The organism is Salsuginibacillus halophilus (genome assembly GCF_003014715.1).
In the GTDB taxonomy this organism is placed as follows: domain Bacteria; phylum Bacillota; class Bacilli; order Bacillales; family Marinococcaceae; genus Salsuginibacillus; species Salsuginibacillus halophilus.
Window position 1 is genome coordinate 53,479 of sequence record NZ_PYAV01000005.1, and the last position, 23,697, is coordinate 77,175.

The following is a 23,697-nucleotide window of genomic DNA, read 5'->3' on the forward strand; positions in this document are numbered from 1 at the left end:
GGCGGCTATGGGAGAGGATATCCTCACAGGTTTACTTACAAGTTTACAGCCGGGAAACCTGATTATTATGGCACTAGCGGTCATTGGGGGCATTATTGTCGGTTCACTACCAGGTTTGTCAGCTACAATGGGCGTTGCTCTTTTAGTTCCGCTGACGTTTGGAATGGATCCAGCGACCGGTCTTTTAATGCTCGGGGCATTGTATACCGCAGCGATGTTTGGCGGGGCGAACTCTGCAATCCTGTTGAACACACCAGGGACACCTGCAAACGTTGCGACGACATTTGACGGCTATCCGATGACCCAGAAAGGCCAGGCAATTAAGGCTTTAGTTACAGCTTTGACAGCATCGGTTGTCGGCGGGATCATTGGAACATTGTTTCTTTTGTTCTTATCACAAGGCTTAGCGGAGTTTGCTTTAAGATTTGGTCCGCCGGAAAACTTCTGGTTAGCAGTATTTGGCTTAACCATCATCGGAAGCTTGGCGGGAAATTCAATTTTAAAAGGGATGATCGGCGGAACAATTGGTTTGCTTCTCGCACTCGTCGGTATTGACCCAGTATCTGGGCAGGAGCGCTTTACTTTTGGGGTCGGTGATTTAAACCAAGGGATTGAGTTGATCCCGGCGATGATCGGATTCTTTACAATTCCACAGATGATCCATTTAATTGAGTCCAATAATAAATACGTATCAAAAGTTGATGATAAAAAAGGGATGTACAAAGAAGCCTTTATTGGTGTCTTTAAACGGCCGATTACATTGACGCGCAGCTCTTTGATCGGCACATTTGTCGGTATGCTGCCAGGTGCAGGCGGTAATGTAGCGTCATTTGTTGCTTACAATGAAACAAAGCGCTTTTCCAAAAACCCGAAAGAACTTGGACAAGGCAGTGAGTACGGGGTTGTAACAAGTGAATCAGCAAACAATGCAACTGTAAGCTCATCGTTAATACCGCTTTTAACGCTAGGGATTCCAGGTAGTCCGGTAGCGGCTGTGCTTTTAGGGGGACTGTTAATTCACGGCCTCCGTCCTGGTGCAGAGTTGTTCCAGGCTTCAGGTGACATTGCTTATACGTTTATTGTCGGCTTAATTGTTGCTAATATTCTGCTTCTTATTATTGGTCTTGTCGGCACCCGCTTTTTTGTAAAGGCTTTGAATGTACCGATCAGTTACTTGGTTCCGGTGATTACAGTGTTTGCAGTTATGGGTTCTTACGCAATCCGCAACAGCTTCGTTGATGTATATATTATGCTTGCCTGCGGGATTGTCGGTTACTTTTTGATTAAGGGAGGGATCCATGTAGCACCTATCGTTCTTGGTTTAATTCTAGGGGTGATTGCCGAGCAGGGATTTGTGTCCTCTGTTATTCAATCCCAAGCTGAAGGGAACCTTGCTTCACTCTTTTTCACGAGACCAATTACGCTTACATTGATTGTGCTCACGGTCCTCTCAATATTTACTCCAATCTGGGTGGCACGTCAGCAGCGCAAAGCTGAAGGCAAGGACGACTGAAGAAACTTTATGTTGAATTAAGGGGGGACAGCTGATGCTCATGCGGGAACAGTGGCGTGATGTCATGATTTCTATTACTTTGCTTGTGGTTGCAGGCTTGTTTTATATATGGAGCCTGGACTTAACAAGCCCATCAGATATTTTTCCAAGGCTTGTGATCGCCCTGCTGCTCACTTTCTCTATCAGTCTATTATTTAAAAGTATTTTCGTCCGAAGAGCTTATGTGAAAGAAAGAGCTTTTGAAGGTAAAGAAGAAGAAACGGAAGAAATTGAGGGTGAAGGTGAAAAGGTTACGATTCGCAAGTGGGCAGGGATTATTGCGTTGATTGCTTTTGTATATTTGATTCCTGTCATCGGCTTTTACACCGTAAGCTTTATCTTTATGGGTGTGTTTATTTGGTACCTTGATGGGTTGAAAACAGGGATATTTAACGTGCTGCGTCCGCTAATTACTGCCGGAGGTGCCTTGATTTTTATCTACTTTGTCTTTGATGACTTTCTCAACATCCCAGTGCCAGAAGGTATTCTCTTTTAACGGGGATGGCAAGTTACCGATTTCGCTCGTTTACGAAAGTCTAAGCTGTAATCGGTTGATTCATTAAGCACCTCTCCAATGTGGAGGGGTGTTTTTTGTTTCGTGCGTTCATAGAAAATCGTGATAAGGCCTTAAGAACATCTCAATCACCACGCTTGTGCCTCTTCCTTTAAAATAAAAGATAGATCGTTAACGTTAACGGAGGGAGGAAGTGGCGTGAAAACTTATATAAATAAATTAGGTGAGATTCTCCCTGGCGTCATTCTTTGTACAGTTGTTATGGTCGGATCGATGTTTATTGCTGATTGGCTTGGGGCTTTTGTTAATCAGCTCCAGGGACTGCCTCCGGAAAGCAGCAGCCCGATTTCATCCATATTTATTGCGATTATCGCCGGGTTGATGATCAGAAACTTAATTGGTTTAAGCGGTTCGTTTATGGCTGGTGTGTCATTTTCGGTGAAAGTTATCTTAAAAATCGGAATTATCTTACTTGGGGTTCGTTTAAGTTTCATTGACGTTGTCACATTAGGTGCCTGGGGCATTCCAATTATCCTCATTTGTGTCGTTACCGGGATCTTCGCCACGCTATGGGTTACCGCCCGGCTGCAGCAGTCTTACCGGCTGGGGACTTTAACTGCCGTTGGTACTGGCATTTGCGGCGTAACAGCGATTGTTGGTACAGCACCAGGAATTAAAGCCAATGATGAAGAAATTGCTTACGCCGTTGGCAACATCACCATTTTCGGTATCCTGGCTATGTTTTTATATCCGTATATGGCACATTTAATCTTTCAAGATGACCCTGTACGTGCTGGCTTGTTTTTAGGGACTTCTATTCATGAAACAGCACAGGTGGCCGGGGGCGCATTGATTTATGAACAAATGTTTCAATCAACAGAAGTTGTCGATGTCGCAACGATTTCAAAGCTTACACGAAATACGTTATTAGTGGCCGTTGTGCCGATCATGTCTTACTTGTACTTAAAGAAAGGTCAAGCAAGCAATGAAGGAAACTTGCAAGTGAAAAAGTGGTATCAATTGATTCCTTTGTTTGTTGTTGGATTTTTGCTGATGGCAGGTGTTCGTACCATTGGTGATGCAGGCGTAACAGAGCAGGGACAAGCGCTCGGCTTATTTTCACCGGAAAACTGGGAGGCGCTTACAAGCAGCTTGAACACCCTCGGGTCCACATATTTACTTGGGATTGCGATGGCCGCGGTAGGCCTTTCAACCAATTTAAAAATGTTTAAAGATTTAGGTGCTAAGCCATTTTATATCGGTATGGTTGCGGCTGTCACGGTCACAATTGTCAGTATCGCTATGGTTATGCTTTTAGGTGGATTAATTGAATATTAGAATATGTTAAGCCCGGAAGCGCTTACATTTATGATACAAAGTGCTCCCGGGTATTTTTGTTTTAAAAAGCTTTAAGTAAACTAGCCGTTTTTCGTGGCTTGGTGGTAAGATAAAAATAAAAGGCAGGTGTCATCATGAACAATGACCAGCTCCAAGCGTTCACCCAAGTAGCACGGACGAAAAGTTTTTCAGAGGCGGGCCGGGCGTTGTTTGTCTCTCAGCCTACGATCACTTCGCAAATTAAATCGTTGGAAGAAGAGCTGGGGGCGCCTTTATTTCATCGGACAAAAAAATTTGTGCAGATCACACCAGCCGGGGAGAAATTTCTTACATATGCCCAGCAGATGCTGGATTTACAGATGCAGGCGAAAAATGAAATCGGGGCTTTAAATGGTGAGCTGCAAGGTACACTTGCAGTTGCAAGCAGTTTAACAATCGGTGAGAGCATTCTGCCTGCACTCCTTCACGATTTTAAAAAGGCTCATCCTTACATTAACTTAAAAACCGAAATTACAAACAGTCAGCATATTGTTGAGATGATCCAACGTGGTGAATTTGAAATTGGTTTGATAGAGGCTGATTTACAAGTGCCGGATTTACAATCAGAAGCTTTTATGTCTGATGAACTTGTTTTATTTGCAGCACCTCATGTTTTAAAAGACTCAGAAGCAGAGCTTGATTTAGAAACATTAAAGGAAATTCCACTTGTTATGCGCGAAGAAGGTTCGGGGACCCGCTCTGTGTTTGAATCCCGGCTTGAAGCGCACGGGTGGACGAAGCAGGATTTAAATATTGAGTTGGAGCTTGGCAGCACAGAATCGGTCAAAGCAGCTGTCGAAGCAGGCATGGGGGCGGCCATTTTATCTAAGAGTGCCGTTCGTAAAGAGCTTGAGCTGGGGTTAATTCAAACGTACCGGATCAAAGATTTGAATTTGAAACGAAACTTTTATATTGTACGCAAAAAAGATCGGGCGCTGCAGCTCGTATCTGAAATGTTTTATAAAACAATAATGGCTGGAAAGTTTAGTGAGTGATGCTAAACCTTCCAGCCTACATGTAATTAAATATCGTAATGATGATGTTCGTATTTATCAGCTATTGAGGGATCTGGGTTTGTTGCGGCAAACAACCAGCCGGCGAAAAGTCCGAAAGACCCGCCGATCAAAATCGATACAATCAAGCCGTTAATGATTGTTGAGGCAGGGGCAGATAACCACATTAAGAGGGGTAAAGTTAATGTCATCATAATCAGCGTAAAGCTGCCACTAAACCAAAACGCATATTTTAACTGTTTCTCCATTCAAGCATCGTCCTTTCGAGTGAAGTTAAGTCTCAGGCGTCAGGACAAAAATTCAACACTGTTCAATCATTACCCGCTTTGATATTATTTAAAACAATTTCACATATTTCAAAAGTTTAAAGGAGGTATTAAGGTGAAAAAAGGAACGCGCGGATTAACACTTGTCTACACAGGTGATGGTAAAGGGAAAACAACAGCGGCAGTTGGTCTGGCGATGCGGGCTGTAGGTCAGGAAATGAATGTATGTATGCTTCAGTTTATTAAGTCACCTACAAGAAATTACGGGGAGCAGCGATCACTAGAAACACTTGGTGTTAAAGTTGAGCAGCTCGGGATTGGTTTTACTTGGACAAAAACACCTGAAGAACACCGGGAAGCTTTACACGCGGCCTGGCCGAAGGCAAAAGAAGCAGTCATGAGCGGGGTATACGATGTTGTGATTTTAGATGAACTGAACAATGCGCTTGCCATTCAGAAATTTCCGATAGACGATGTACTACCGCTTGCTGAAGTGAAAGAGATGATTCGAAACAAGCCGTCACATGTGCATCTTGTGATTACCGGGCGCTCGGCTCATTCAGAAATCAAAGAGCTCGCAGACTTAGTTTCCATTATTGAACCGGAAAAGCATTATTACGATGAAGGCATTCCCGCTGTTCAAGGGGTTGAATACTAAATGTGGGCTCGTTTAGTTATTGCCGGCACTGGAAGCGGGGCAGGTAAGACGACAGCGGCAGTCGGGCTCATGGCTGCCTTTAAGCAGGCAGGTTTTAAAGTCCAAGGGTTTAAGTGTGGTCCTGACTATATTGATCCATCTTATTATCAAGCAGTCACAGAACGGCCGGCGCGCAATTTAGACAGTTGGATGATGACAACGGATGTAATGAATGAAGTTCTTAGGCGCGGAAGTCGTGGCGCCGATATATCAATTATCGAAGGTGTTATGGGCTTTTTTGATGGCAAAAGCCCAACTTCAGATGAAGGAAGTACCGCAGATATTAGCCGCAAAACAAAAAGCCCGGTGCTTTTAGTCATTGATGCCGGCGGTGTTGCAAGAAGTGCAGCGGCAATGGTGAAAGGATTTCAAGCGATGGCACCGGATATCAATATTTGCGGGGTGGTTGCAAATCAAGTAGGAAGTACCCGTCACTTTGAGTTAATCCAAGAAGCTGTGAGTCAGGAGTGCGGGATTCCGGTTGTTGGCTACTTAACGAAAAATGAAGAGTTGAAGATGCCGGAGCGCCATTTAGGGCTCGTGCCGTCAGTAGAGCGTGGTGATTTGAATTCATTTTTCGCTAAGCTCGGAGACCAGGCAGCTGAAGGACTAGAACTTGAGCACATTCAGAAGTTGGCAGAAGCTCCACCGGTGCCAGGCGAATGTCCAAGCATCTTTAAGCCTGCCCCGCCGCGAAATTTGCGGATCGCAGTTGCTCGCGATGCGGCGTTCAACTTTTATTACGAAGAAAATTTCGAATTACTCGAGGCTTTCGGTGCGGAAGTTGTAACGTTCTCGCCGCTTGCAGATGAAGCTGTGCCTCCGGAGACGGACGGACTTTACTTCGGCGGGGGCTTTCCAGAAGTGTTTGCCGAAACGTTATCAGAAAATGACGTCAGCCGTGCGTCCATCCAGACCTCGATTCAATACGGTATGCCGGTCCTTGCCGAATGCGGCGGGTTTATGTATTTATGCCGAAGTTTAACAACCCTTGAGGGGCAGACGTATCCGATGCTTGACGTTATTCCGGGACATACGCGGATGCATGACCGGCTCCAAGCGATTGGTTATCGGAACGTCACCTTCAATCATCCGTTTTTTTCAGATGAGATAGAGGCTAAAGGACATGAATTTCATTATTCCTCGTTCACGCCTGCAAGAGAGATAGAGCCTGCTTTTTATACCTCGGGAATGAGCGGAGAACAGGCAGAAGGGTGTGCCCGTGGCAGTGTTACGGCAGGCTATACGCACCTTCATTTTGCTTCATCCCCAGCGTTTGTGGAATCTTGGCTGAACGCATGTGAAAGGGTGAAACTGAATGCGGAAAGCTAGGCCGCTCATGATTCAAGGCACTCACTCCGATGCCGGCAAAAGTGTCATTGTTACAGCGCTCTGCCGCATTTTCGCTGAAGATGGCTGGCATACGGCGCCGTTTAAATCACAAAATATGGCGCTCAACTCATATGTGACAGCTGCAGGCGAGGAGATCGGCCGGGCGCAGGGGGTTCAGGCAGAAGCGGCAGGCATTGAGCCGACGACGGACATGAATCCTATTTTACTCAAGCCAACCGGCGGCACAGGCGCACAAGTTGTGCTGCACGGCAAACCTTATGAAAATATGAGTGCCGGCAGCTACCGGAAGGATTTTTTTGAAACAGGGCTTGAAGTCATCCACAATGCTTATAATCGCCTTGCAGAAAGCTATGATGCTGTCGTCATAGAAGGTGCCGGCAGCCCGGCAGAAATTAATTTAAACGATCGTGAGCTCGTCAACATGCGCGTCGCAAATATTGCCCGTGCCCCGGTAATTTTAGTCGGTGATATTGAAAAAGGCGGCGTGTTTGCCAGTCTTGTTGGAACGCTTCAACTACTTGAGGCACAAGACCGCGCTAAAGTTAAAGGTGTAATGATAAATAAATTCCGTGGTGATGTTTCACTCCTTGAGCCTGGCATTGATTGGTTTGAAGCATATACAGGTATACCGGTGCTTGGCATCATCCCTTATGAAGATTTGACGGTTGAAGCCGAAGACTCTGTGGCGCTTGACCGTTATACAAGTGCGGCTAACGAAACGAAAGAACTTGATATTGCCGTGATCCGCCATCCGCATCTTGCAAATTTCACTGATATTGATCCTTTTTTTGAAGAACCGGATTGTCATGTGCGTATGGTCCAGCACCCTGAAGAGCTAGGGATACCTGATATGTTGTTGATCCCTGGGAGTAAAAGCACTTTGCATGATTTAGCTGTTATGAAAGAAGCCGGCTTATTTGCTGCGATTGGTCGTTTGAAAGCATGCGGCACCCGGATTGTTGGTATTTGCGGCGGTTATCAAATGCTTGGGCTTGAGCTTTTAGATGAACAACAGCTTGAGTCAAAGGTTGCAACCTCTGCGGGGCTTGGTCTGCTCCCGATCTCAACTACGATTGCCGAAGATAAAACAACCATTCGTACGACGGGAAACTTAACGTTTAAAGGCAGTGAGCATGAAGTTTCAGGCTATGAGATTCATATGGGTGTGACAAAACATACAAGCGAGACTGATGCACTGTTGGAGACAACTTCAGGACAAGATGGCGCCAAAGATCAGGCAGAGCAGGTGATTGGTACGTATTTACACGGTTTATTTCATAATGATGCTTTTCGTGAGTACTTCTTAAATGACATTCGCGAAACAAAGGGGTTAGCCCCCATTTATGGTCGCTCGTCATATCAAGCCAGACGCGAATCCGGGTTTGATCAAGCAGCAGACCTTGTGCGCCGCAACTGCCGGATGGATGCGATATATGCACTCATGGATGAAGAAAAATGAAGGAGGTGCGCTGAATGGTTGATTCAATCCGTTCGATCCCTTCGCGCAATACGGAAGCTGGTGAACAAACACGCAGGCGGCTTGATGAGTTAACGAAACCACCGGGGAGTCTCGGGGAACTGGAAAACATCGCGATTGAACTTGCAGAGATGACCGGAGAGCCAAGTTATCAGCCCGGTCCGCCGGCGATTCTTGTGTTTGCAGCGGATCACGGTCTAGCCGCTGCCGGAGTGTCTGCCTATCCGCAAGTTGTCACGAAGCAGATGGTTCAAAATTTTGCAGCCGGCGGTGCTGCGATTAATATACTAGCAAAGCAAATTGGCGCCCAGTTGACGATTACAGATGTCGGTTTAACTGAACCGGTAGACAATCATCAAGTGTCAAACCAGCGTGTCGCTTTCGGCACAAAAAACCCGCTTGAATCACCGGCAATGAGTGAAGCAGAAGCTTCAGCTGCAATTCAATCCGGCCTAACAGCGGTTGATGACGCAGTTCAAGCAGGTGCAAAAAGTATTATTCCTGGAGAAATGGGAATCGGAAACACGGCCAGCGCTAGTTTAATGCTTGCAGCCTTATCTGAACTTCCGGTTGCGCAGCTTGTTGGTCCGGGAACAGGTTTGGATCATTCAGGCGTGAAGAAAAAGCGGGAAGTACTTGAAGAAGTCATGCGTGTTCGCAGGCCGCAAGCATATGCACCATTTCAAGCCCTACAGGAAGTGGGAGGGTTTGAAATCGCAGCGATGAGCGGTGCAGTTATTGCAGCTGCTTCGCACCGGGTTCCTATTCTGCTTGACGGGTTTATTAGCACTGTTGCAGCATTAACCGCTGTGCGACTGCAACCGGAAGTTCGCGAATATTTGATTGCTGGTCACCGTTCGTGTGAGCCTGGCCATGAAGCAGCGCTAGAAGCTCTAAGGCTTACGCCGCTTCTCGATCTTCGCCTTCGATTAGGTGAAGGGACTGGGGCTGCGCTTGCCTACCCGGTGATCGCTTCAGCTGCTGAGCTCTGCCGGGGTATGGCCACGTTTACAGAAGCTGGTGTGGAAAAATAGATTTACACACTGTGCACAGTTAACTATAATTGGTTTAGATAACATCGAACATAGCGTCAAGCAAACAGGTCACTTGGGAGTCAGCTTTCAAGGTTAAAAGGGAAGTCCGGTGAAAATCCGGCGCGGTCCCGCCACTGTAAGCGTTCAAGCTAACAGCATAATACCACTGCCTTTGAAAAGGTGGGAAGGTGCTGTCAGCTGTAAAAGCGTAAGTCAGGAGACCTGCCTGTTTGTTCTATTAAACATCTTCGAGGAAAAGCATGTTTAATGCAGCGGACTGCTACGTATGTACTTAAGAGACTGAAGAGTACAACGGAGGATGATCGTGCATTAAGCGCTTCTCATACGAGGGATGGCGCTTTTTTTGTGTTCGAAAAACATAGGGGGAAGATCGATATGAAACGAATGAACAAACGACAAGGTATGATTTTATCTACAGGGCTCGCTTGTGCTGTCGCGCTCACAGCTTGCGGTGGAGCGGAAGAAAACGATGTGGCACAGGATGTAGAAGAAGGCGGGGAAGCGGCTGACGAAGATATCGATGAGGAAGAAGCCGGTGATGAAGGCGACGAGGATGAAGCAGCCGAAGACGATGAAGCCGAGGACGAGGTTGAAGATGGGGAATTTCCGGTAACGGTAGAAGATTACACAGGTGAAGAGGTCACCATCGATGAAGCGCCGGAAGAGATTGTTTCCTTACAGGCAAGTTTCACAGAAACATTATTTGAAATCGGCGCGGGTGACAATATTGTTGGTGTAACCGATTTCTGCGACTACCCGGAAGAAGCCGAAGATATTGATACTGTCGGAGGACAGGAAATTGATGAAGAGTTAATCATGTCAAAGAGCCCGGATGTATTGTTTGCAACGAGCTACCATTATGAAAGCCATGAAGGGACGCTGGAGCAGTTTGAAGAAGCGGGTACAGATGTTGTTGTGATTGACGATGAAACTTCGTTTGATGGTGTGTATGACAAAATTGAACTGATGGGTACAGCTGCAGGTGAACTAGAAAATGCTGAAGCAACGATTGAAGATATGCAAGCGCAGTTCGAGGCGATCAGTGAGCAGGCTGAAGAAGTAGAAGAGGAGAAAAAGGTATGGGTGGAAGTCGCCCCGGCCCCTGAGATCTTCACGACCGGAACAAACACGTTCATGCATGAAATGCTTGAGACGATCAACGCTGAAAATGCAGCTGAAGATTTAGAAGGCTGGGCTTCTGTGACAGAAGAAGAAGCGGTTGAGCGTCAACCGGATGTTATTATTACAACTTATCATGCCGATGACCTCTTTGGAGAAGTGGCAGATCGTGAAGGGTGGGAGAATGTTCCTGCGATTGAAAATGAACGGGTACATCAAGTAGAGGAAAATACGGTCGTCCGCCCAGGGCCCCGCTTAGCTGAAGGAGTGGAAACACTTGCTGAGCAAGTTTATCCGGATGTCTTCGCGGACTAAAATACTTTCTTTTTACGCAGCAGCTCTGCTTTTTACCATCGGCGCTGCTTTAACAGGGTTAATGATCAGCAGTGTCGTCATCCCGATACCGACCATTGTGCATATTCTTTTTGAAAAATCACTAGGGCTCGGTTGGCTTCAGAATGTGGAAGACAACACGTTTTCAATCATTTGGGGTATCCGCCTCCCACGGGTGCTGCTTGCCCTTTGTGTCGGCGCTTCGCTCGCACTCGCCGGGGCTGCTTTTCAAGGCCTGTTACGAAACCCGCTTGCGGATCCTTATACGCTTGGGGTTTCCTCCGGCGCTGCACTTGGTGCAGTCATAGTGATCTTTTTCAATTTTACGATTGTAGGACTAGGTGATTTCACACTACCGGTTGTCGCAATTGCTGCAGGGATGGGGACGCTGTTACTCGTGTTTGGTCTTGTGCAGCTGAGCAGCCGGAGCCTTGCAATTGAAACCATTATTCTTGCCGGCATTATTGTGAGTGCATTTATCGGTGCAATCATTTCATTGATTATCGCTTTAAGTGATCAAAATTCAATGACACAAATTATTTATTGGCTGTACGGCAGTGTCGGAATGCGGGGCTGGAGCTATGTGCAGTTAATGCTGCCGTTTATGGCAGTTGGTGCATTGTTATTAATTACGCATTACAGAGAATTGAATGCCCTTGCCTTAGGTGAAGATGCCGCAGATCATATCGGTGTTAATGTGAAGCGAGGTAAAGTTTTCATTTTAGTAGGCGCCTCGCTCTTAACCGGTGCGGCTGTAGCTGCTGCCGGGTCAATTGGTTTTGTCGGGCTTGTGATTCCACATCTTGTCCGGTTATTAACCGGACCGGATCACCGCCACGTATTACCGGTATCAATGGTCGTTGGCGGAGGATTTCTCGTCCTTGCCGATGTATTGTCACGTACGATTATTGCGCCACAGGAGCTTCCGATCGGCGTTGTCACTGCATTAATTGGTGCACCGGTATTTGCGCTTCTGCTCGTGCGGGAGCGGTTAGGAAGGAGCGTACGTCCATGATCGAAGTACAACAGCTTTCCGGTGGTTACCCGGATACGCCTGTCATTCAAAACTTTAATGTGTCCTTGGAGCGCGGCGAATTTTTTGCGATGCTCGGACCTAACGGCAGCGGAAAAACCACATTATTCCACTTGTTAAGCGGACGTCTCTCGAAAACTTCAGGTGAGGTATTGATTGCTGGTACGCCTTTAGAAAAGATGCGTAAACTCGATAAAGCAAAGAAAATGGCGGTCTTATCCCAGGAAGTACAGGTTTCGTTTGACTACACTGTGGAAGAAGTCGTCCGGCTTGGACGTTACCCGCATCAAAACGGTTTTTTGAAATTGTTATCAGCTGAGGATCAACGGGTGATTGATGAGGTGCTGAATTTAACGCGCACCGAACAGTTCCGTAACACCCGCTTTCGTATGATCAGCGGTGGTGAAAAGCAGCGGGTGCTTTTAGCTAAAGCGCTCGCTCAGGAACCGGAAATTTTACTGCTTGATGAGCCGACAAATCATTTAGATATTAAGCATACATTTGAACTGCTCGATTTGCTGAAAACGTGGCAGGTTGAACGGGGCGTTACAGTGTTTGCGATTCTACATGATTTAAACGTAGCCTCACTTTATGCCGACCGGGTTGCACTGCTTCATGAAGGTCGTTTTCAAGATGTGGGCTCTGTCGACGTTCTTCGTGATGAAGAGCAGCTGCAGCATGTTTATGAAGTAAACGTGCGCACCCAGCCCCATCCGGATGTAGCAAAACCCCAGCTGTTAATGGTGCCAAAGCCTGAGGATGCACCTCTTGAACCGGATGACTTCCGCCGGCAATATAGCATTGAACAAACCACTGGACACGTCCATGTTACTTTTAATGCCCCGGTAAGGGCAGCGAGCAGCAGTGTGACCGGTGCCGGGATTGATTGGCTGAAGCATTTTTGCAACTTCCATGTTGAAAAGCATTACAACAGTGAATCTCCGGCGGAAGATGTGGAAATGTGGATGAATGAGCTTGATATACCTCCTGCGCAAGCAGCAGGTATGATGACAGCGGTGCGGACAGAAGATGCTGTGTTTGTAGAAGATGAGCGTCATGGCATTCGTCTTTTGGCGGCTGTGACCGCCGGTGTTGGAAACGCTGTGGATATTACCGCCCAGGATACGAACGTGGAGAACTTTGAGGTGGGTACTATCAACATGATGCTGTTTCTTGATGCGCATTTAACCGATGGAGCGCTCATCAACGGGATCGCTTCCATGACAGAAGCGAAGACAAAGGCGCTTCACGACCAAGGTGTAAAAGACGGCGCGACCCAAACCACGGCAACGGGCACTTCGACAGACAGCGTACTGCTTGCGGCCACCCAGCGCGGTGAAGCGACACCGTATGCTGGATCTGGCACAGCGGTAGGCCGTGCGATTGGTGAGGTTGTGTATGAAGCCGTTTGTGAAGCACTGAAGAAATATGATGAACGGGAAGGCCGCGCCTAATGCTTGAGCACGCGTGGTTTTCCCTTATTTTTTATACCATTATTGGAGCTGTCGCACTTGAGCTGATATTAGGTGATCCAAAGCGGATTCCACACCCTGTTATTATGATGGGTAAAGTTATTCAACGATTGGAACGCAGCTTGAACAGCGGGCGCCGACGGTGTTTGAAAGGTTGTGCGCTCGCGCTCATTGTACCTTTAGGGGCAGCGGTTGTTGCCATTATCGTTTTACTCGCAGCTTATTGGGTTCATCCGCTGTTGTTTCTATTCTGTCATATGTACTTTGTTTGGACGACAATCGCGATTCGTGGTTTGCAAACGGCAGCGCTTCACGTATATGCACCGCTTCGTGAAGGAGATTTGTTAACAGCGAGGGAGCGGCTTAGCTGGATTGTCGGTCGTGACACGGACGGCTTAAATGAAGGAGAGATTGCACGCGGGACCGTTGAGACGGTAGCAGAAAACACATCGGATGGGATTACAGCGCCGTTATTTTGGGCTGCGGTAGGTGGAGCGCCGCTTGCATTTGCTTATCGGGCGGTTAATACGCTTGATTCGATGGTCGGTTATCCGAATGAACGGTATCAAGCGTTCGGCTGGGCCTCTGCCCGGCTTGATGACGCTGTGAACTGGCTGCCGGCCCGGCTGACAGCTTTTACGATGTGGATCTCCTCGTGGGTCATACCAGGAAGCAGGCGGATCCTGGCGTTACGAATTACGCTGCGGGATGCACCGAAGCACCCGAGCCCAAATGGCGGCTGGGGTGAAGCGATGGTTGCGGGACTCCTTGGTGTTCAGCTTGGCGGAGTGAACATGTATGAAGGTGAAGTTTCCCACCGGGCTCTTCTTGGAGAAGCGTCGCGGCCGCTTGCAGCTGCAGACATCCGGCGAACAGTTTGGTATATGCACGGCGGCTGGGTTGTTTTTACGGCAGTTGTGCTCGTTATATTTATTTGGCTAAGTTAAAGGAGGAACTGCGATGGAATGGCCGGAACATGGAGGACAGCCGGAAAGTGTCCGGCAGCAGCTTGCCCCGGCGGCGGAGACGGTGTATGATTTTAGCGCTAATTTAAACCCACTTGGACCCCCGGCCTGGCTTCATAGTGCGGTGCATGCCGAATTAAGCAGTATTAACGTTTACCCAGAGCCGTCGTACGAAGCGGCGCGTCAGGCGTTAGCCGAAATGATGGGCGTCAAGCTCGAGGAAGTGCTGCTTACAAATGGCGGGGCAGAAGCGATTTTTCTTGCTGCTCGCTTGTTTGCCGGTGGGAGCGCTCTTATCGTGCAGCCTACGTTTTCAGAGTATGAACAGGCGTGCCGGCATTACGGTGTTGGCGTCAGACACATTAATATGAAAGAATTCGACAGCTGGAGCCTGCCGCTAACGGAAATCCGTGCTCACATCATAGAGACAGATGTTGTTTTTCTCTGCCGGCCGAATAATCCGACGGGAACACTCGCAGCTCAAAGCGAGATGATGGAGTTACTCATCGCTGCAGAAGCGTCGGAAACGACTGTTGTTGTAGACGAAGCGTTTATCGATTTTTTATCTGAATCAGATTCGCTTGTTTCTTGGATCTATACACATCCATCGCTTATTGTTCTACGTTCGCTCACGAAAGTGTTTACTGTTCCCGGCCTACGTATTGGCGGAGTGGCAGCTGCCCCGGTAATGATTGAAAAATTAGCCGCAGGGCAGATGCCTTGGAGTGTAAATGCATTGGCAAGCAAGATCACCCCGGCATTGTGTGCAGATGAAGCATTTCTTGGACGTACCAAGGCATGGTTACAAGCTGAGCTCCCGCGCATGAAAAGGGAACTTGAGGCGCTTCATTTCAATGTTTCTCCGTCTGTGGTGAACTTTTATCTCCTCCAAGATAAACTTGCACCTCAAGGGACAGATGAGCTGCTCACATTTTTATTTCAATCCGGCATTGCTGCAAGGCATACGCATACATTTCCAGGGCTGAACGGCTCTCACATCCGTTTTGCGCTACGTTCGCTGGAAGAAAATGATGAACTACTCCGTGTGCTGCACGCGTGGAGGAGAAAACAATGCTGATTTTTGTTTCCGGCGGGGCGAGATCAGGTAAAAATCGTTACGCAGAAGATTTGGCCGCGCAGCTTGCACAAAAAAAGTGTGTCTATTATTATGCGGCGTCAATCGCGTATGATGATGAGATGGATGAACGAATCGCCCGTCATCAAGCAGAGCGGCCGGCATCATGGCAGACGCGTGAAGCGCCGTTTGAGCCGGAGGCCGTATTACATGAGGCGGAACCTGGAGATGTCGTTTTGTTTGATTGTTTAACGACGTGGCTTGCGCGCATGATGTTTATGTGCAACCGCATGCCGGATGAACTAGAACATGAACTTAACGAGTGGCTTAAGGTGACTGAAGCAAGAGGCTTAACGTTGATCATTATTTCTAATGACGTAAATGAAGAGGTGCCCCCGCATGACCGACGGACGAAGCAGTACATACATACGTTACAGCTTCTGCACCGCAAGCTAACAAGTGAAGCTGATCGTGCTGTTCAAATGATTGCAGGGCTTCCACTCGAATGGAAAGCACAATGAAGGAGGGGGTTTTGTGAAACAAGCCGTTTACGGTGGGGTGCTCGCCTTTCAATTTTTATCGCGGCTTCCGATCCCTATTCAAGTTCCATGGAACGAAAAAACGATGCGTTGGGCGCTGCGCAGTTATGCTTTTGTCGGCATCGTTTTCGGGTTGATACTGAGCGGTCTTGCGCTCCTTTTACTCCCGGTACTGCCTTTGCCGCTGTTAGCACTGCTTCTATTAACGGTGTGGGTTTGGTTGAGTGGTGGTCTTCATTTAGACGGCTTAGCGGATGTGGCGGATGCCGCCGGTTCAAATGGTAGCTTTGAAACGAAACAACGCATTTTAAAAGATCCAAATACCGGGGCTTACGGTGTGATTGTGCTGTTGTTCCTATTTGCTTGGAAAGGCGGCCTTCTCTATGCACTACTCTTAGAAGGAAGTGCCGGCCTATTGGCGTTAACGTTGCTGCCGGCGCTCGCCCGGTGGCAGGCAGTCATCTTACTGCATGCGATGCCGCCGCTTTCCTCATCAGGGCTTGCGCATATGTGGCAGTCTCATACAACGCGCGGAGATGCGTTTATCGCCGGTTGGCCGGTGGTTTTAGCATTCATATTGATGTTTGAATACGTTTGGCTTGTGGCCGCAGGTGCCCTCTTCCTTCTATTGTTAGGGCGCTGGGCTTTGAAAAAGTTTGGCGGTGTAAATGGCGATATCACAGGAGCAGCAATTGAAGGAGGCGAATTATGGGGACTCGCAATTGTGTGGATCTATATCTCATTCGTCACGGTGTAACTGCATGGAACTTAGAAAAGCGGTATCTCGGCTGGTCCGATCAGCCGCTTGATCCGGCGGCTGATCAAGCACTAACGCGTTTAGCGGATGAGCTTGTTTTCACCTCGTTTACCGAAGTGTACACAAGTGGGATGAAGCGTACGAATGAAACGCTTCGTAAAGTGGCACCGCAGCCGTTTATAGAAGACTTGAGACTGCGTGAACTGCACTTCGGCGGCTTTGAAGGTTTTACATACGATGAATTAAAAGAAGACAATCGCTACCGTCGGTGGGTTGATGATCCATGCGAGGAGACACCGCCGGCTGGGGAGTCATGGATAGATTTTGTACGTCGTGTGGATGAGTTTGTGGATGAGCGGCTTGTTCAGGCAGGTGGAGAAAAACTGTTAATTGTTGCACACGGCGGGGTTATCCGGAGAGTTGTAAGCCGTTTTTCAGAGGATCATGGTTTTTGGGACACCAAGATCCCGGCCGGCGAAGGTTTAGCGATGAGGTTAGAAGCAGAGGAAGGAGGATGGCGATGCAGCTCGTTGTGGGCGGTGCCTGGTCAGGAAAACGTAACATCGCCGCATCTTTAGCGGAAGCTGACGGCATCTGGCTTCATGCTGAAGAAGATCAGTTGAACGCAAAAGAACAAAAGACAATGATTGTGGATGGCTGGGACGTGTGGGTTCAAGCAAGAATTGCCTGCGGTAGCACGCCAGAACAGGTGCGCCTGCAATTTCGAGAAAAACTGAAGGAATTGAAAGCAATTAAGAGCCGGCAGGTGATTTTAATCATGGAAGAGGCCGGCCGGGGCATCGTGCCGCTTGAACAAGCGGACCGGTTTTTTCGTGATGCAAACGGATGGATGGCTCAAGATGCCGCGCATGAGGCAGAAGAAGTCCATCACGTATGGCACGGGCTGTGTCGGCAGCTGAAATAGTCAACCTTTTACTCCAAATTGAAAGCGCTTTAGTACATTCCTCCTAATTTTGGAATGGCAATACTGAATTGCTCGAAAATTCCATAACTTATGTATATAATGGATTGGAAACGATTAGGGAGTAAGTCTCAATCGTGATTATTTACATACATAGTGGAGGAGGCAATCGCTTATGAACGGCTTAGTTTTGGCATTAGTAGGGATGCTTGTTTTCTTTTTAGGCTACCGTTATTACTCAAAACTTGTGGCTGAACGGATCTACCGCTTAGATCCAGACGCTGTAACGCCTGCGCATCAATTTCGTGACGGCGTTGATTTTGTACCGACGAATAAGTTTGTGCTTTGGGGCCACCATTTCACATCGGTGGCAGGAGCAGCGCCGATTGTCGGGCCGGCAATGGCAGTCTATTGGGGCTGGCTCCCGGCCTTTTTATGGGTTGTTTTAGGTACAGTGTTTGCAGCCGGGGTTCACGACTTCGGGGCTTTAGTTTTGTCGGCTAGAAATAAAGGTCAGTCGATTGGTACGTTAGCCAACCGGTTAATTGGTCGGCGGGCAAAACTTTTGTTTTTATTTATTATTTTAATTTTAGTGTTGATGGTTAATGCAGTATTTGCCTGGGTGATTTCCAACTTATTTATCACTTTCCCATCAAGTGTTGTCGCCGTATTTATGCAGATTCCGCTTGCGATCTGGATCGGGTATAAGGTGCACCGGCGGAGTAAGAATATGCTTTTACCGTCGCTTGCTGCACTACTTGTGATGTATGCCAGTGCAGTGCTTGCCAGTAACATCCCGGCGCTGCAGATTGATTTAGTCAGCTATTACGGCGGTGAAGGCAATGTTACACCACTTGGTTTAGATGCGACATCACTTGCCTTTTTAACGTGGATTGTCGTTTTAATGATTTATGTATATATCGCTTCAACGCTGCCGGTATGGAAGCTTTTGCAGCCGCGGGATTATATTAACTCGCACCAACTTGTTGTTGGTTTAGCGATATTGTATCTCGGTCTATTGTTTACAACACCGGAAGTTACTGCTCCGGCGACCCGTGATGTCAGCGATGTCTCCTGGTTTCCAATCTTGTTTATTACCATTGCGTGCGGAGCGATTTCCGGGTTCCACGGTTTAGTGGCTTCCGGTACGACCTCCAAACAATTAAACAATGAAAAGGATGCGCGTTTTGTAGGGTATTTTGGTGCTGTAGGTGAAGGGACACTTGCCTTAATTACAATCATTGCGGTTGTCACAGCTTTCTCGACACAGGACGAATTTTTAACAGCTTACTCTGATTATGCCGTTGCGAATGCTGACGGTTTAACCCACTTTGTTGGAGGCGCTGCTGAGCTTGCCGGCGGCTTAATGATTCCGCCTGGGGTAGCGGAAACAATTGTTGCTGTCATCGTCGTCAGCTTTGCAGCAACGACCCTTGATACAGCAGTACGGCTCATGCGTTATATCATCTCTGAAATCGGTCAGGAATATAAGTTTCCAAGCTTAACGAAAAAGCATGTAGCTACAGGTATTGCTGTCGGTTCGAGTACAGCACTTGTATTAATGCCAGGGGACGACCGGGGACTTGGAGCAGGTGGTTATCTCTTATGGCCGTTGTTCGGCACAAGTAATCAGCTTTTAGCCGGTATCACTCTCTTATTAATTACAATTTATTTGCGGGCGAAGGGACGTAATTTCCTCGTTTCCTTTATCCCTATGGTATTCTTGCTTTGTATGACGCTTTGGGCGATGGTCACCCAAGTCGTGTTTGAATGGTCAATGTTTGGTGAAAATCCAGATATCCTCTTGTTTGCGCTTGGTTCAATCATTATGGTATTTGCCGTCTGGATTTTACTTGAAGCGGTAGCTGTATTCCGTAAAGACCGGCACGGCATTGATGTTGATGAATAAATCTGCAAAGGAGAAGCGTAAATGACACCTCCGATGAAAGATCACCTGATGAAGTTAATCGACTATTACGACCGGGTGATCCGGCTCCAGCATGATGCTGAAATTAAACGTGAGCTCCGGGATGAAGAAGATGTATTTCTGCTGCTCTGCTTTTCGGAACTTCTCGGCGTACCGAACCCAGTCTCGTATTACACACTGGAGCTGTATCCGGAGATGATCGAACGTTTCCATGAATGGCATTTGCGGATGGGGATGGAGAAATCCCCCCTTGATGGAATTCGTTGTTGTTGAAATGAGGGTTAATGTGAAGTCGATAAAGGAACGTATTGTATTTTTTGGCGGTAAAGGTGGTGTGGGGAAATCCTCCACCGCCTCCGCCTACGCATTAAAACAAGCGGCAGATGGACGTCGGACACTGCTCGTTTCCACAGATCCTGCTCATAACTTGGGCGACTTATTCGAGCGAAAGTTAAGCGGCGGTGCTGCTAAGTTAACCGACAACTTATGGGGGATGGAGATTGATCCGGAAGAAGAGTCAAAACGCTATATTGAGAAAGTAAAGTCGAACTTATCCGGATTGGTAAAGTCTCACTTAACCGATGAAGTTAACCGGCAGATGGAGATGGCACGGGTTTCGCCAGGGGCTGATGAAGCAGCGCTTTTTGACCGGATTGTTGAGCTCGTATTAGAAGAAGGCAAGGATTATGACTTACTTGTGTTTGATACGGCTCCGACCGGTCACACGTTACGCTTATTGTCGCTGCCGGAAATGATGGAAGCGTGGGTGGATGGCATGCTGCAGAAGCGGCAGAGTATTAACGATTCCCACGCTCGTTGGTTAAATGATGGTGAACCGGTGGAAGATCCAATTTACCGGGTGTTAATGGAACGTAAAGATAAGTTTTCTGCTGCACGAAAAGAGTTGCTCGACCCTGAAATCACCCGGTATCATTACGTACTTGTGCCAGAAAAACTCCCAATCGCAGAAACTGAACGGGCTGTAGCGTTGTTAAAGCAGACGAATTTGACGGTTGATAAAATTGTGGTAAACAAATGTCTGCCAGAAGCCGCTGATGATAGCAGTTTCTTTCAAAACCGCCGCAGCCAGGAAAAAGAATATCTTGATATCATTCAAAACCGTTTCTTATCCCAAACCTTGGTCTATTTACCGATGTTAGATCAAGACGTTCGATCGATTGGTGACTTAGAAAAGCTGTCAAAAGCATTTTCAAATTAAAGCAGACATGACAGGTTCTCCGATGAACTCGGAGAACCTGTCATGTTGTCGACAACGTAAACAACCTATCATTCACGCGCAGCTTACTGCTACGAGCCGCGGCTGCCCTACAAAACCGAAAAATCATGAACGTGACCAACACTACCGACGGACGCTTTCCCGTGAAAAAAACACTCATTGCAAGGGCTTCGACTGCTGCTTTTCCTAGTGGGTTTAAGAAAGCTGTGCGTAAATACAATATGGGAACGTTTCGTGCGCAAAGGCAATCTTACTTGAAGGTGCCTGCGTTACTGTCGTATTGAGGTTTAACAACGCCCTATCTTCGTAAAAAGACTGAACTTAAGACTTTCAAGTTTTCATATATGTGAGTCAATTTCATCATGACGTTTCATGAGCAATAAAACGAACAATATCCATTCGAAATGATTGATGATCCACAAAATTTAAAAGTAACCAAAACGAAAGACGGCGACTCCCAGAGGATCAAGCGCAGCCTGAAGATCCACTTGTTCGAAAGGTTTTTATTCGAACAAGTTAGCTGAAGGCAAGCCCTCGGGAAAGCGTCCGTCTGAAGTAAAGGTTACGTTCATTGTTCGATTTTATCCTCTTATGACAAGTGTTGAGATTTATTCATGTAGATATTGCTTCATCAAAAAATCTCTACCATTTATGACCATTAAATTACGCAAGGTTTACGAGCACCAGCAGCGACGCCTGCGCAGAACAACGAGAGAGAAAATCCTGCAGGTAGTGATCTACTGCCGAGGAAATGGAGGAGGTAAAAGAGGCTAAGAAGACACGGTGAGGTCAAGCGTCAGCGCAGATCAAACCGGTGTCGCCTTTGTGACCTCCGGGTGCAAACGTCCGCCGAAGTGCGCAGTCAACGAAAGTTTGTCTGCACGCTGAAAGCAGGTTCTCCGAGTTCAATGGAGAACCTGCTTTTTGTATTTCAAAGCTGAAAAACATCCCGACTCCTGCAGGTTATCTATAACTTAGTTGCACAAATCACTTATTTTTTGACAATTATCCCATTTTTATTCCACGTTCCTTCTTTATTCGTCTAGTGTTAAAATAAAAGTAAAACACGCACGGCGAAGGAGGAAACTTTTTTGCAAAAAGAGAAAAGAGAGCTGTTGGAGCAGATTCAAATATTTGAGGATTTATTGGCAGAGGTTCCGGATGACCCATCCCGTTTAAATGATTTCGTCAAGCAGTATAGGATTTTACTGCGTCTGCAGCCGAAAAACTATACCGTTCCGTTAATTGAACTCACGTCTTTATTGAAAGAAGAGAAACCGCTGATCTTTCGGGCGATGCGTTCGTACAGCCGCAGTGTTATGGCGGTGCAGGCTCCGTTAGAAACAACCATTTCAAAAGAGCGGGCAGAAGCCCGGCTTGAAAAATTCAAGGCTGAACTTTCCCCAAAAGAACCGGGCGTATAAGCGAGTGTGACTTCATTTCATAACCTTCGTTTGTTCGTGATACAATAAGAGGGCTGATGATCGATGAGATGAGGAGAGGAGAGAAAAGACGTGACACCATCTTTTGATACAAGTATTATTCATGGAAGAGAACCTAAAGCTAAGCAGGGGAGTAAATCACAACCGATTTATCAAACCTCGGCTTACAGTTTTACAAGCCTTGAAGATATGGAAGGTTTTTTTCAACAGGAACACGACTACTTATATACACGGTACGGTAATCCAAATACAGACGAATTGGGCGAATTAACAGCCGCAGCTGAGGGTATGCCGGCTGGGGCATCTGCTTCTTCCGGCATGTCTGCAATTTTAGCGGGCGTACTTGCAACCGTTTCGCCGGGAGAGCATTTGGTTGCGCCTGAAGATGTCTACGGCGGTACGTTTCAAATGTTAGAAAATCACCTTCAGGCGTGGGGCATCGAAGTTACTTTCGTTTCTTTTGATACGCCAGGGGCACTTGAGGCTGCAATTCAGCCAAATACAGCAATGGTTTATGCAGAATCGGTTACAAATCCGCTTTTACGTGTCGAGGATTTGTCGTACTTAAATGAAATTAAACAAAAGCACAACTTATATTTGTTCGTTGATAACACATTTGCAACACCTTACTTTTTAAAGCCGGCTGAAGCAGGGGCGGATCTTGTTGTACATAGTGCTACGAAATACTTGGGTGGTCACAGCGATGTTACTGCAGGTGTGCTCGCTGGGACAGCACCATTAATTGCCGAGGCGAAGGCGAAGATTATTCAGCTTGGTTTGAACTTAAGCCCATTTGAAGCTTGGCTTGCAGTGCGCGGTGTGAAAACGCTAAGTGTACGGATGGCACGGCAGGCTGAAAACGCTGCGAGGCTGACAGAGGCGCTCAATAAGACAGACATTAACGCAGTGTATTATCCACAGGAGCTCTCGTCGCACGGTAACGGGGCTGTCGTTACGATTGATCTTGGCGCAAATTATGATGTGTCCCGCTTTTTCAGTTCGCTCGACTGGGTGAAAATTGTTGCAACCCTGGCCGGTGTTGAAACGACGGTTTCTTATCCGCTTGGAACATCGCACCGGAGTGTTCCGGAAGATCTCCGCAGCCGTTTAGGCATTAATGCGCAGGTTGTGCGGATCTCTGTTGGTTTAGAAGATGCGGAAGATATCATCGCAGTTTTTCAACAAGCGCTTAAAGCCAGCACAATTTAACGAAGGCTTTCTGAAAAAAACTTTAAAGAATTTTTAGCAGGGGGGGTTGCGTTTTATGCCACCTCCTGATATTATAATTGATGTGACGTTAAGGCACTTCACAAAACAAACTTAATACAGCTTGGTGGTGATGGCGAAGAGGCCACACCCGTTCCCATGCCGAACACGGAAGTTAAGCTCTTCAGCGCCGATGGTAATGAAGGGGCAACCCTTTGTGAGCGTAGGACGCCGCCAAGCTGTACCCATACCGCGGGGTGGAGCAGTCAGGAAGCTCGTCGGGCTCATAACCCGGAGGTCGAAGGTTCGAATCCTTCCCCCGCAACCAATGTACATAAAGGAATTTCCACCGACGAAACAATGCCT

The 23,697-nt window shown here is 47.3% G+C and carries 23 protein-coding genes, 1 tRNA gene, 1 rRNA gene and 1 riboswitch; of the genes, 24 read left to right on the plus strand and 1 reads right to left on the minus strand.

The window, feature by feature from the left end:
• Positions 1–7: 7 nt before the first annotated feature.
• The 4 genes from B0H94_RS05400 (at position 8) to B0H94_RS05415 (ending at position 4,438) form a co-directional block, all read left to right on the plus strand.
• Complete coding sequence (locus B0H94_RS05400) at positions 8–1,513, plus strand: tripartite tricarboxylate transporter permease (protein ID WP_106588240.1); 1,506 nt, start codon at positions 8–10, stop codon at positions 1,511–1,513.
• A 34-nt stretch (positions 1,514–1,547) separates the two neighbouring features.
• The gene (locus B0H94_RS05405) at positions 1,548–2,048 is read left to right on the plus strand and encodes a tripartite tricarboxylate transporter TctB family protein (protein ID WP_106588241.1); all 501 of its coding nucleotides are present in this window, start codon (positions 1,548–1,550) and stop codon (positions 2,046–2,048) included.
• A gap of 216 nt (positions 2,049–2,264) precedes the next feature.
• Positions 2,265–3,404 carry a YeiH family protein gene (locus tag B0H94_RS05410; protein WP_245893911.1) on the plus strand — a complete coding sequence of 380 codons (1,140 nt, stop codon included), beginning with the start codon at positions 2,265–2,267 and terminating at the stop codon, positions 3,402–3,404.
• Between the two features lie 134 nt (positions 3,405–3,538).
• The gene (locus B0H94_RS05415) at positions 3,539–4,438 is read left to right on the plus strand and encodes a selenium metabolism-associated LysR family transcriptional regulator (protein WP_106588242.1); all 900 of its coding nucleotides are present in this window, start codon (positions 3,539–3,541) and stop codon (positions 4,436–4,438) included.
• A 26-nt stretch (positions 4,439–4,464) separates the two neighbouring features.
• On the opposite strand, the gene B0H94_RS05420 is transcribed toward B0H94_RS05415, so the two are convergent.
• Positions 4,465–4,704 (minus strand): hypothetical protein, encoded by a 240-nt coding sequence (locus B0H94_RS05420; protein ID WP_106588243.1) that lies wholly within the window; start codon positions 4,702–4,704, stop codon positions 4,465–4,467.
• A gap of 133 nt (positions 4,705–4,837) precedes the next feature.
• Between B0H94_RS05420 and B0H94_RS05425 the strand changes: the two genes are divergently transcribed.
• From B0H94_RS05425 to B0H94_RS05520, 20 genes are all read left to right on the plus strand, one after another.
• Positions 4,838–5,380: a cob(I)yrinic acid a,c-diamide adenosyltransferase gene (locus B0H94_RS05425; protein ID WP_106588244.1), complete on the plus strand. Its 543-nt coding sequence runs from the start codon at positions 4,838–4,840 to the stop codon at positions 5,378–5,380.
• Entirely contained in the window at positions 5,381–6,751 is a 1,371-nt protein-coding gene (locus tag B0H94_RS05430) for a cobyrinic acid a,c-diamide synthase CobB (RefSeq protein ID WP_106588245.1), read from the plus strand.
• Positions 6,738–8,231 carry a cobyric acid synthase gene (locus tag B0H94_RS05435; protein ID WP_106588246.1) on the plus strand — a complete coding sequence of 498 codons (1,494 nt, stop codon included), beginning with the start codon at positions 6,738–6,740 and terminating at the stop codon, positions 8,229–8,231. Before B0H94_RS05430 ends, B0H94_RS05435 begins: the two co-directional genes overlap by 14 nt.
• A 14-nt stretch (positions 8,232–8,245) precedes the next feature.
• Positions 8,246–9,283: a nicotinate-nucleotide--dimethylbenzimidazole phosphoribosyltransferase gene (gene cobT / locus B0H94_RS05440; RefSeq protein WP_106588247.1), complete on the plus strand. Its 1,038-nt coding sequence runs from the start codon at positions 8,246–8,248 to the stop codon at positions 9,281–9,283.
• 49 nt (positions 9,284–9,332) lie between these two features.
• Positions 9,333–9,527, plus strand: a riboswitch (cobalamin riboswitch).
• 152 nt (positions 9,528–9,679) lie between these two features.
• Positions 9,680–10,738, plus strand: coding sequence for an ABC transporter substrate-binding protein (locus B0H94_RS05445; protein WP_106588248.1), 1,059 nt, complete (start codon positions 9,680–9,682; stop codon positions 10,736–10,738).
• Complete coding sequence (locus B0H94_RS05450; protein WP_427909929.1) at positions 10,701–11,771, plus strand: FecCD family ABC transporter permease; 1,071 nt, start codon at positions 10,701–10,703, stop codon at positions 11,769–11,771. Before B0H94_RS05445 ends, B0H94_RS05450 begins: the two co-directional genes overlap by 38 nt.
• A complete protein-coding gene (locus B0H94_RS05455; RefSeq protein WP_106588249.1) occupies positions 11,768–13,243 on the plus strand; it encodes an adenosylcobinamide amidohydrolase in 1,476 nt (491 codons plus the stop codon). Before B0H94_RS05450 ends, B0H94_RS05455 begins: the two co-directional genes overlap by 4 nt.
• Positions 13,243–14,208, plus strand: coding sequence for an adenosylcobinamide-phosphate synthase CbiB (gene cbiB, locus B0H94_RS05460; RefSeq protein ID WP_106588250.1), 966 nt, complete (start codon positions 13,243–13,245; stop codon positions 14,206–14,208). The genes B0H94_RS05455 and cbiB overlap by 1 nt, the downstream gene beginning before the upstream one ends.
• 13 nt (positions 14,209–14,221) lie before the next feature.
• The gene (gene cobD / locus B0H94_RS05465) at positions 14,222–15,304 is read left to right on the plus strand and encodes a threonine-phosphate decarboxylase CobD (protein WP_106588251.1); all 1,083 of its coding nucleotides are present in this window, start codon (positions 14,222–14,224) and stop codon (positions 15,302–15,304) included.
• On the plus strand, positions 15,298–15,822 hold the full coding sequence (locus tag B0H94_RS05470; protein WP_106588252.1) for a bifunctional adenosylcobinamide kinase/adenosylcobinamide-phosphate guanylyltransferase: 525 nt from the start codon (positions 15,298–15,300) through the stop codon (positions 15,820–15,822). The genes cobD and B0H94_RS05470 overlap by 7 nt, the downstream gene beginning before the upstream one ends.
• A gap of 13 nt (positions 15,823–15,835) precedes the next feature.
• A complete protein-coding gene (cobS, locus tag B0H94_RS05475) occupies positions 15,836–16,597 on the plus strand; it encodes an adenosylcobinamide-GDP ribazoletransferase (protein ID WP_106588253.1) in 762 nt (253 codons plus the stop codon).
• Positions 16,549–17,175, plus strand: coding sequence for a histidine phosphatase family protein (locus B0H94_RS05480; protein ID WP_106588254.1), 627 nt, complete (start codon positions 16,549–16,551; stop codon positions 17,173–17,175). The genes cobS and B0H94_RS05480 overlap by 49 nt, the downstream gene beginning before the upstream one ends.
• On the plus strand, positions 17,118–17,522 hold the full coding sequence (locus B0H94_RS05485; RefSeq protein WP_181315279.1) for a bifunctional adenosylcobinamide kinase/adenosylcobinamide-phosphate guanylyltransferase: 405 nt from the start codon (positions 17,118–17,120) through the stop codon (positions 17,520–17,522). Before B0H94_RS05480 ends, B0H94_RS05485 begins: the two co-directional genes overlap by 58 nt.
• Before the next feature lie 172 nt (positions 17,523–17,694).
• The gene (locus B0H94_RS05490) at positions 17,695–19,428 is read left to right on the plus strand and encodes a carbon starvation CstA family protein (protein WP_106588256.1); all 1,734 of its coding nucleotides are present in this window, start codon (positions 17,695–17,697) and stop codon (positions 19,426–19,428) included.
• Positions 19,429–19,449: 21 nt separating this feature from the next.
• Complete coding sequence (locus tag B0H94_RS05495) at positions 19,450–19,719, plus strand: cory-CC-star protein (protein ID WP_245893912.1); 270 nt, start codon at positions 19,450–19,452, stop codon at positions 19,717–19,719.
• A gap of 13 nt (positions 19,720–19,732) precedes the next feature.
• Positions 19,733–20,665, plus strand: coding sequence for an ArsA family ATPase (locus tag B0H94_RS05500; protein ID WP_245893913.1), 933 nt, complete (start codon positions 19,733–19,735; stop codon positions 20,663–20,665).
• Positions 20,666–21,774: 1,109 nt separating this feature from the next.
• Positions 21,775–22,107: a hypothetical protein gene (locus tag B0H94_RS05505; protein WP_106588257.1), complete on the plus strand. Its 333-nt coding sequence runs from the start codon at positions 21,775–21,777 to the stop codon at positions 22,105–22,107.
• Positions 22,108–22,197: 90 nt separating this feature from the next.
• Positions 22,198–23,334 (plus strand): trans-sulfuration enzyme family protein, encoded by a 1,137-nt coding sequence (locus B0H94_RS05510; protein WP_106588258.1) that lies wholly within the window; start codon positions 22,198–22,200, stop codon positions 23,332–23,334.
• Between the two features lie 120 nt (positions 23,335–23,454).
• Positions 23,455–23,571: ribosomal RNA gene (rrf, locus tag B0H94_RS05515) — 5S ribosomal RNA — on the plus strand.
• 11 nt (positions 23,572–23,582) lie between these two features.
• Positions 23,583–23,659, plus strand: a tRNA-Met gene (locus tag B0H94_RS05520).
• Positions 23,660–23,697 lie beyond the last annotated feature (38 nt).

Bases quoted from the DNA above. Each gene is read 5' to 3' on its own strand.
- B0H94_RS05435 (WP_106588246.1), top strand. From the start codon at position 6,738: ATGCGGAAAGCTAGGCCGCTCATGATTCAAGGCACTCACTCCGATGCC.
- B0H94_RS05430 (WP_106588245.1), top strand. From the start codon at position 5,381: ATGTGGGCTCGTTTAGTTATTGCCGGCACTGGAAGCGGGGCAGGTAAG.
- B0H94_RS05480 (WP_106588254.1), top strand. From the start codon at position 16,549: ATGGGGACTCGCAATTGTGTGGATCTATATCTCATTCGTCACGGTGTA.
- B0H94_RS05445 (WP_106588248.1), top strand. From the start codon at position 9,680: ATGAAACGAATGAACAAACGACAAGGTATGATTTTATCTACAGGGCTC.
- cobT (WP_106588247.1), top strand. From the start codon at position 8,246: ATGGTTGATTCAATCCGTTCGATCCCTTCGCGCAATACGGAAGCTGGT.
- B0H94_RS05495 (WP_245893912.1), top strand. From the start codon at position 19,450: ATGACACCTCCGATGAAAGATCACCTGATGAAGTTAATCGACTATTAC.
- B0H94_RS05400 (WP_106588240.1), top strand. From the start codon at position 8: ATGGGAGAGGATATCCTCACAGGTTTACTTACAAGTTTACAGCCGGGA.
- B0H94_RS05470 (WP_106588252.1), top strand. From the start codon at position 15,298: ATGCTGATTTTTGTTTCCGGCGGGGCGAGATCAGGTAAAAATCGTTAC.
- B0H94_RS05455 (WP_106588249.1), top strand. From the start codon at position 11,768: ATGATCGAAGTACAACAGCTTTCCGGTGGTTACCCGGATACGCCTGTC.
- B0H94_RS05405 (WP_106588241.1), top strand. From the start codon at position 1,548: ATGCTCATGCGGGAACAGTGGCGTGATGTCATGATTTCTATTACTTTG.
- B0H94_RS05415 (WP_106588242.1), top strand. From the start codon at position 3,539: ATGAACAATGACCAGCTCCAAGCGTTCACCCAAGTAGCACGGACGAAA.
- B0H94_RS05420 (WP_106588243.1), bottom strand. From the start codon at position 4,704: ATGGAGAAACAGTTAAAATATGCGTTTTGGTTTAGTGGCAGCTTTACG.
- cbiB (WP_106588250.1), top strand. From the start codon at position 13,243: ATGCTTGAGCACGCGTGGTTTTCCCTTATTTTTTATACCATTATTGGA.
- B0H94_RS05490 (WP_106588256.1), top strand. From the start codon at position 17,695: ATGAACGGCTTAGTTTTGGCATTAGTAGGGATGCTTGTTTTCTTTTTA.
- cobD (WP_106588251.1), top strand. From the start codon at position 14,222: ATGGAATGGCCGGAACATGGAGGACAGCCGGAAAGTGTCCGGCAGCAG.
- B0H94_RS05485 (WP_181315279.1), top strand. From the start codon at position 17,118: ATGCAGCTCGTTGTGGGCGGTGCCTGGTCAGGAAAACGTAACATCGCC.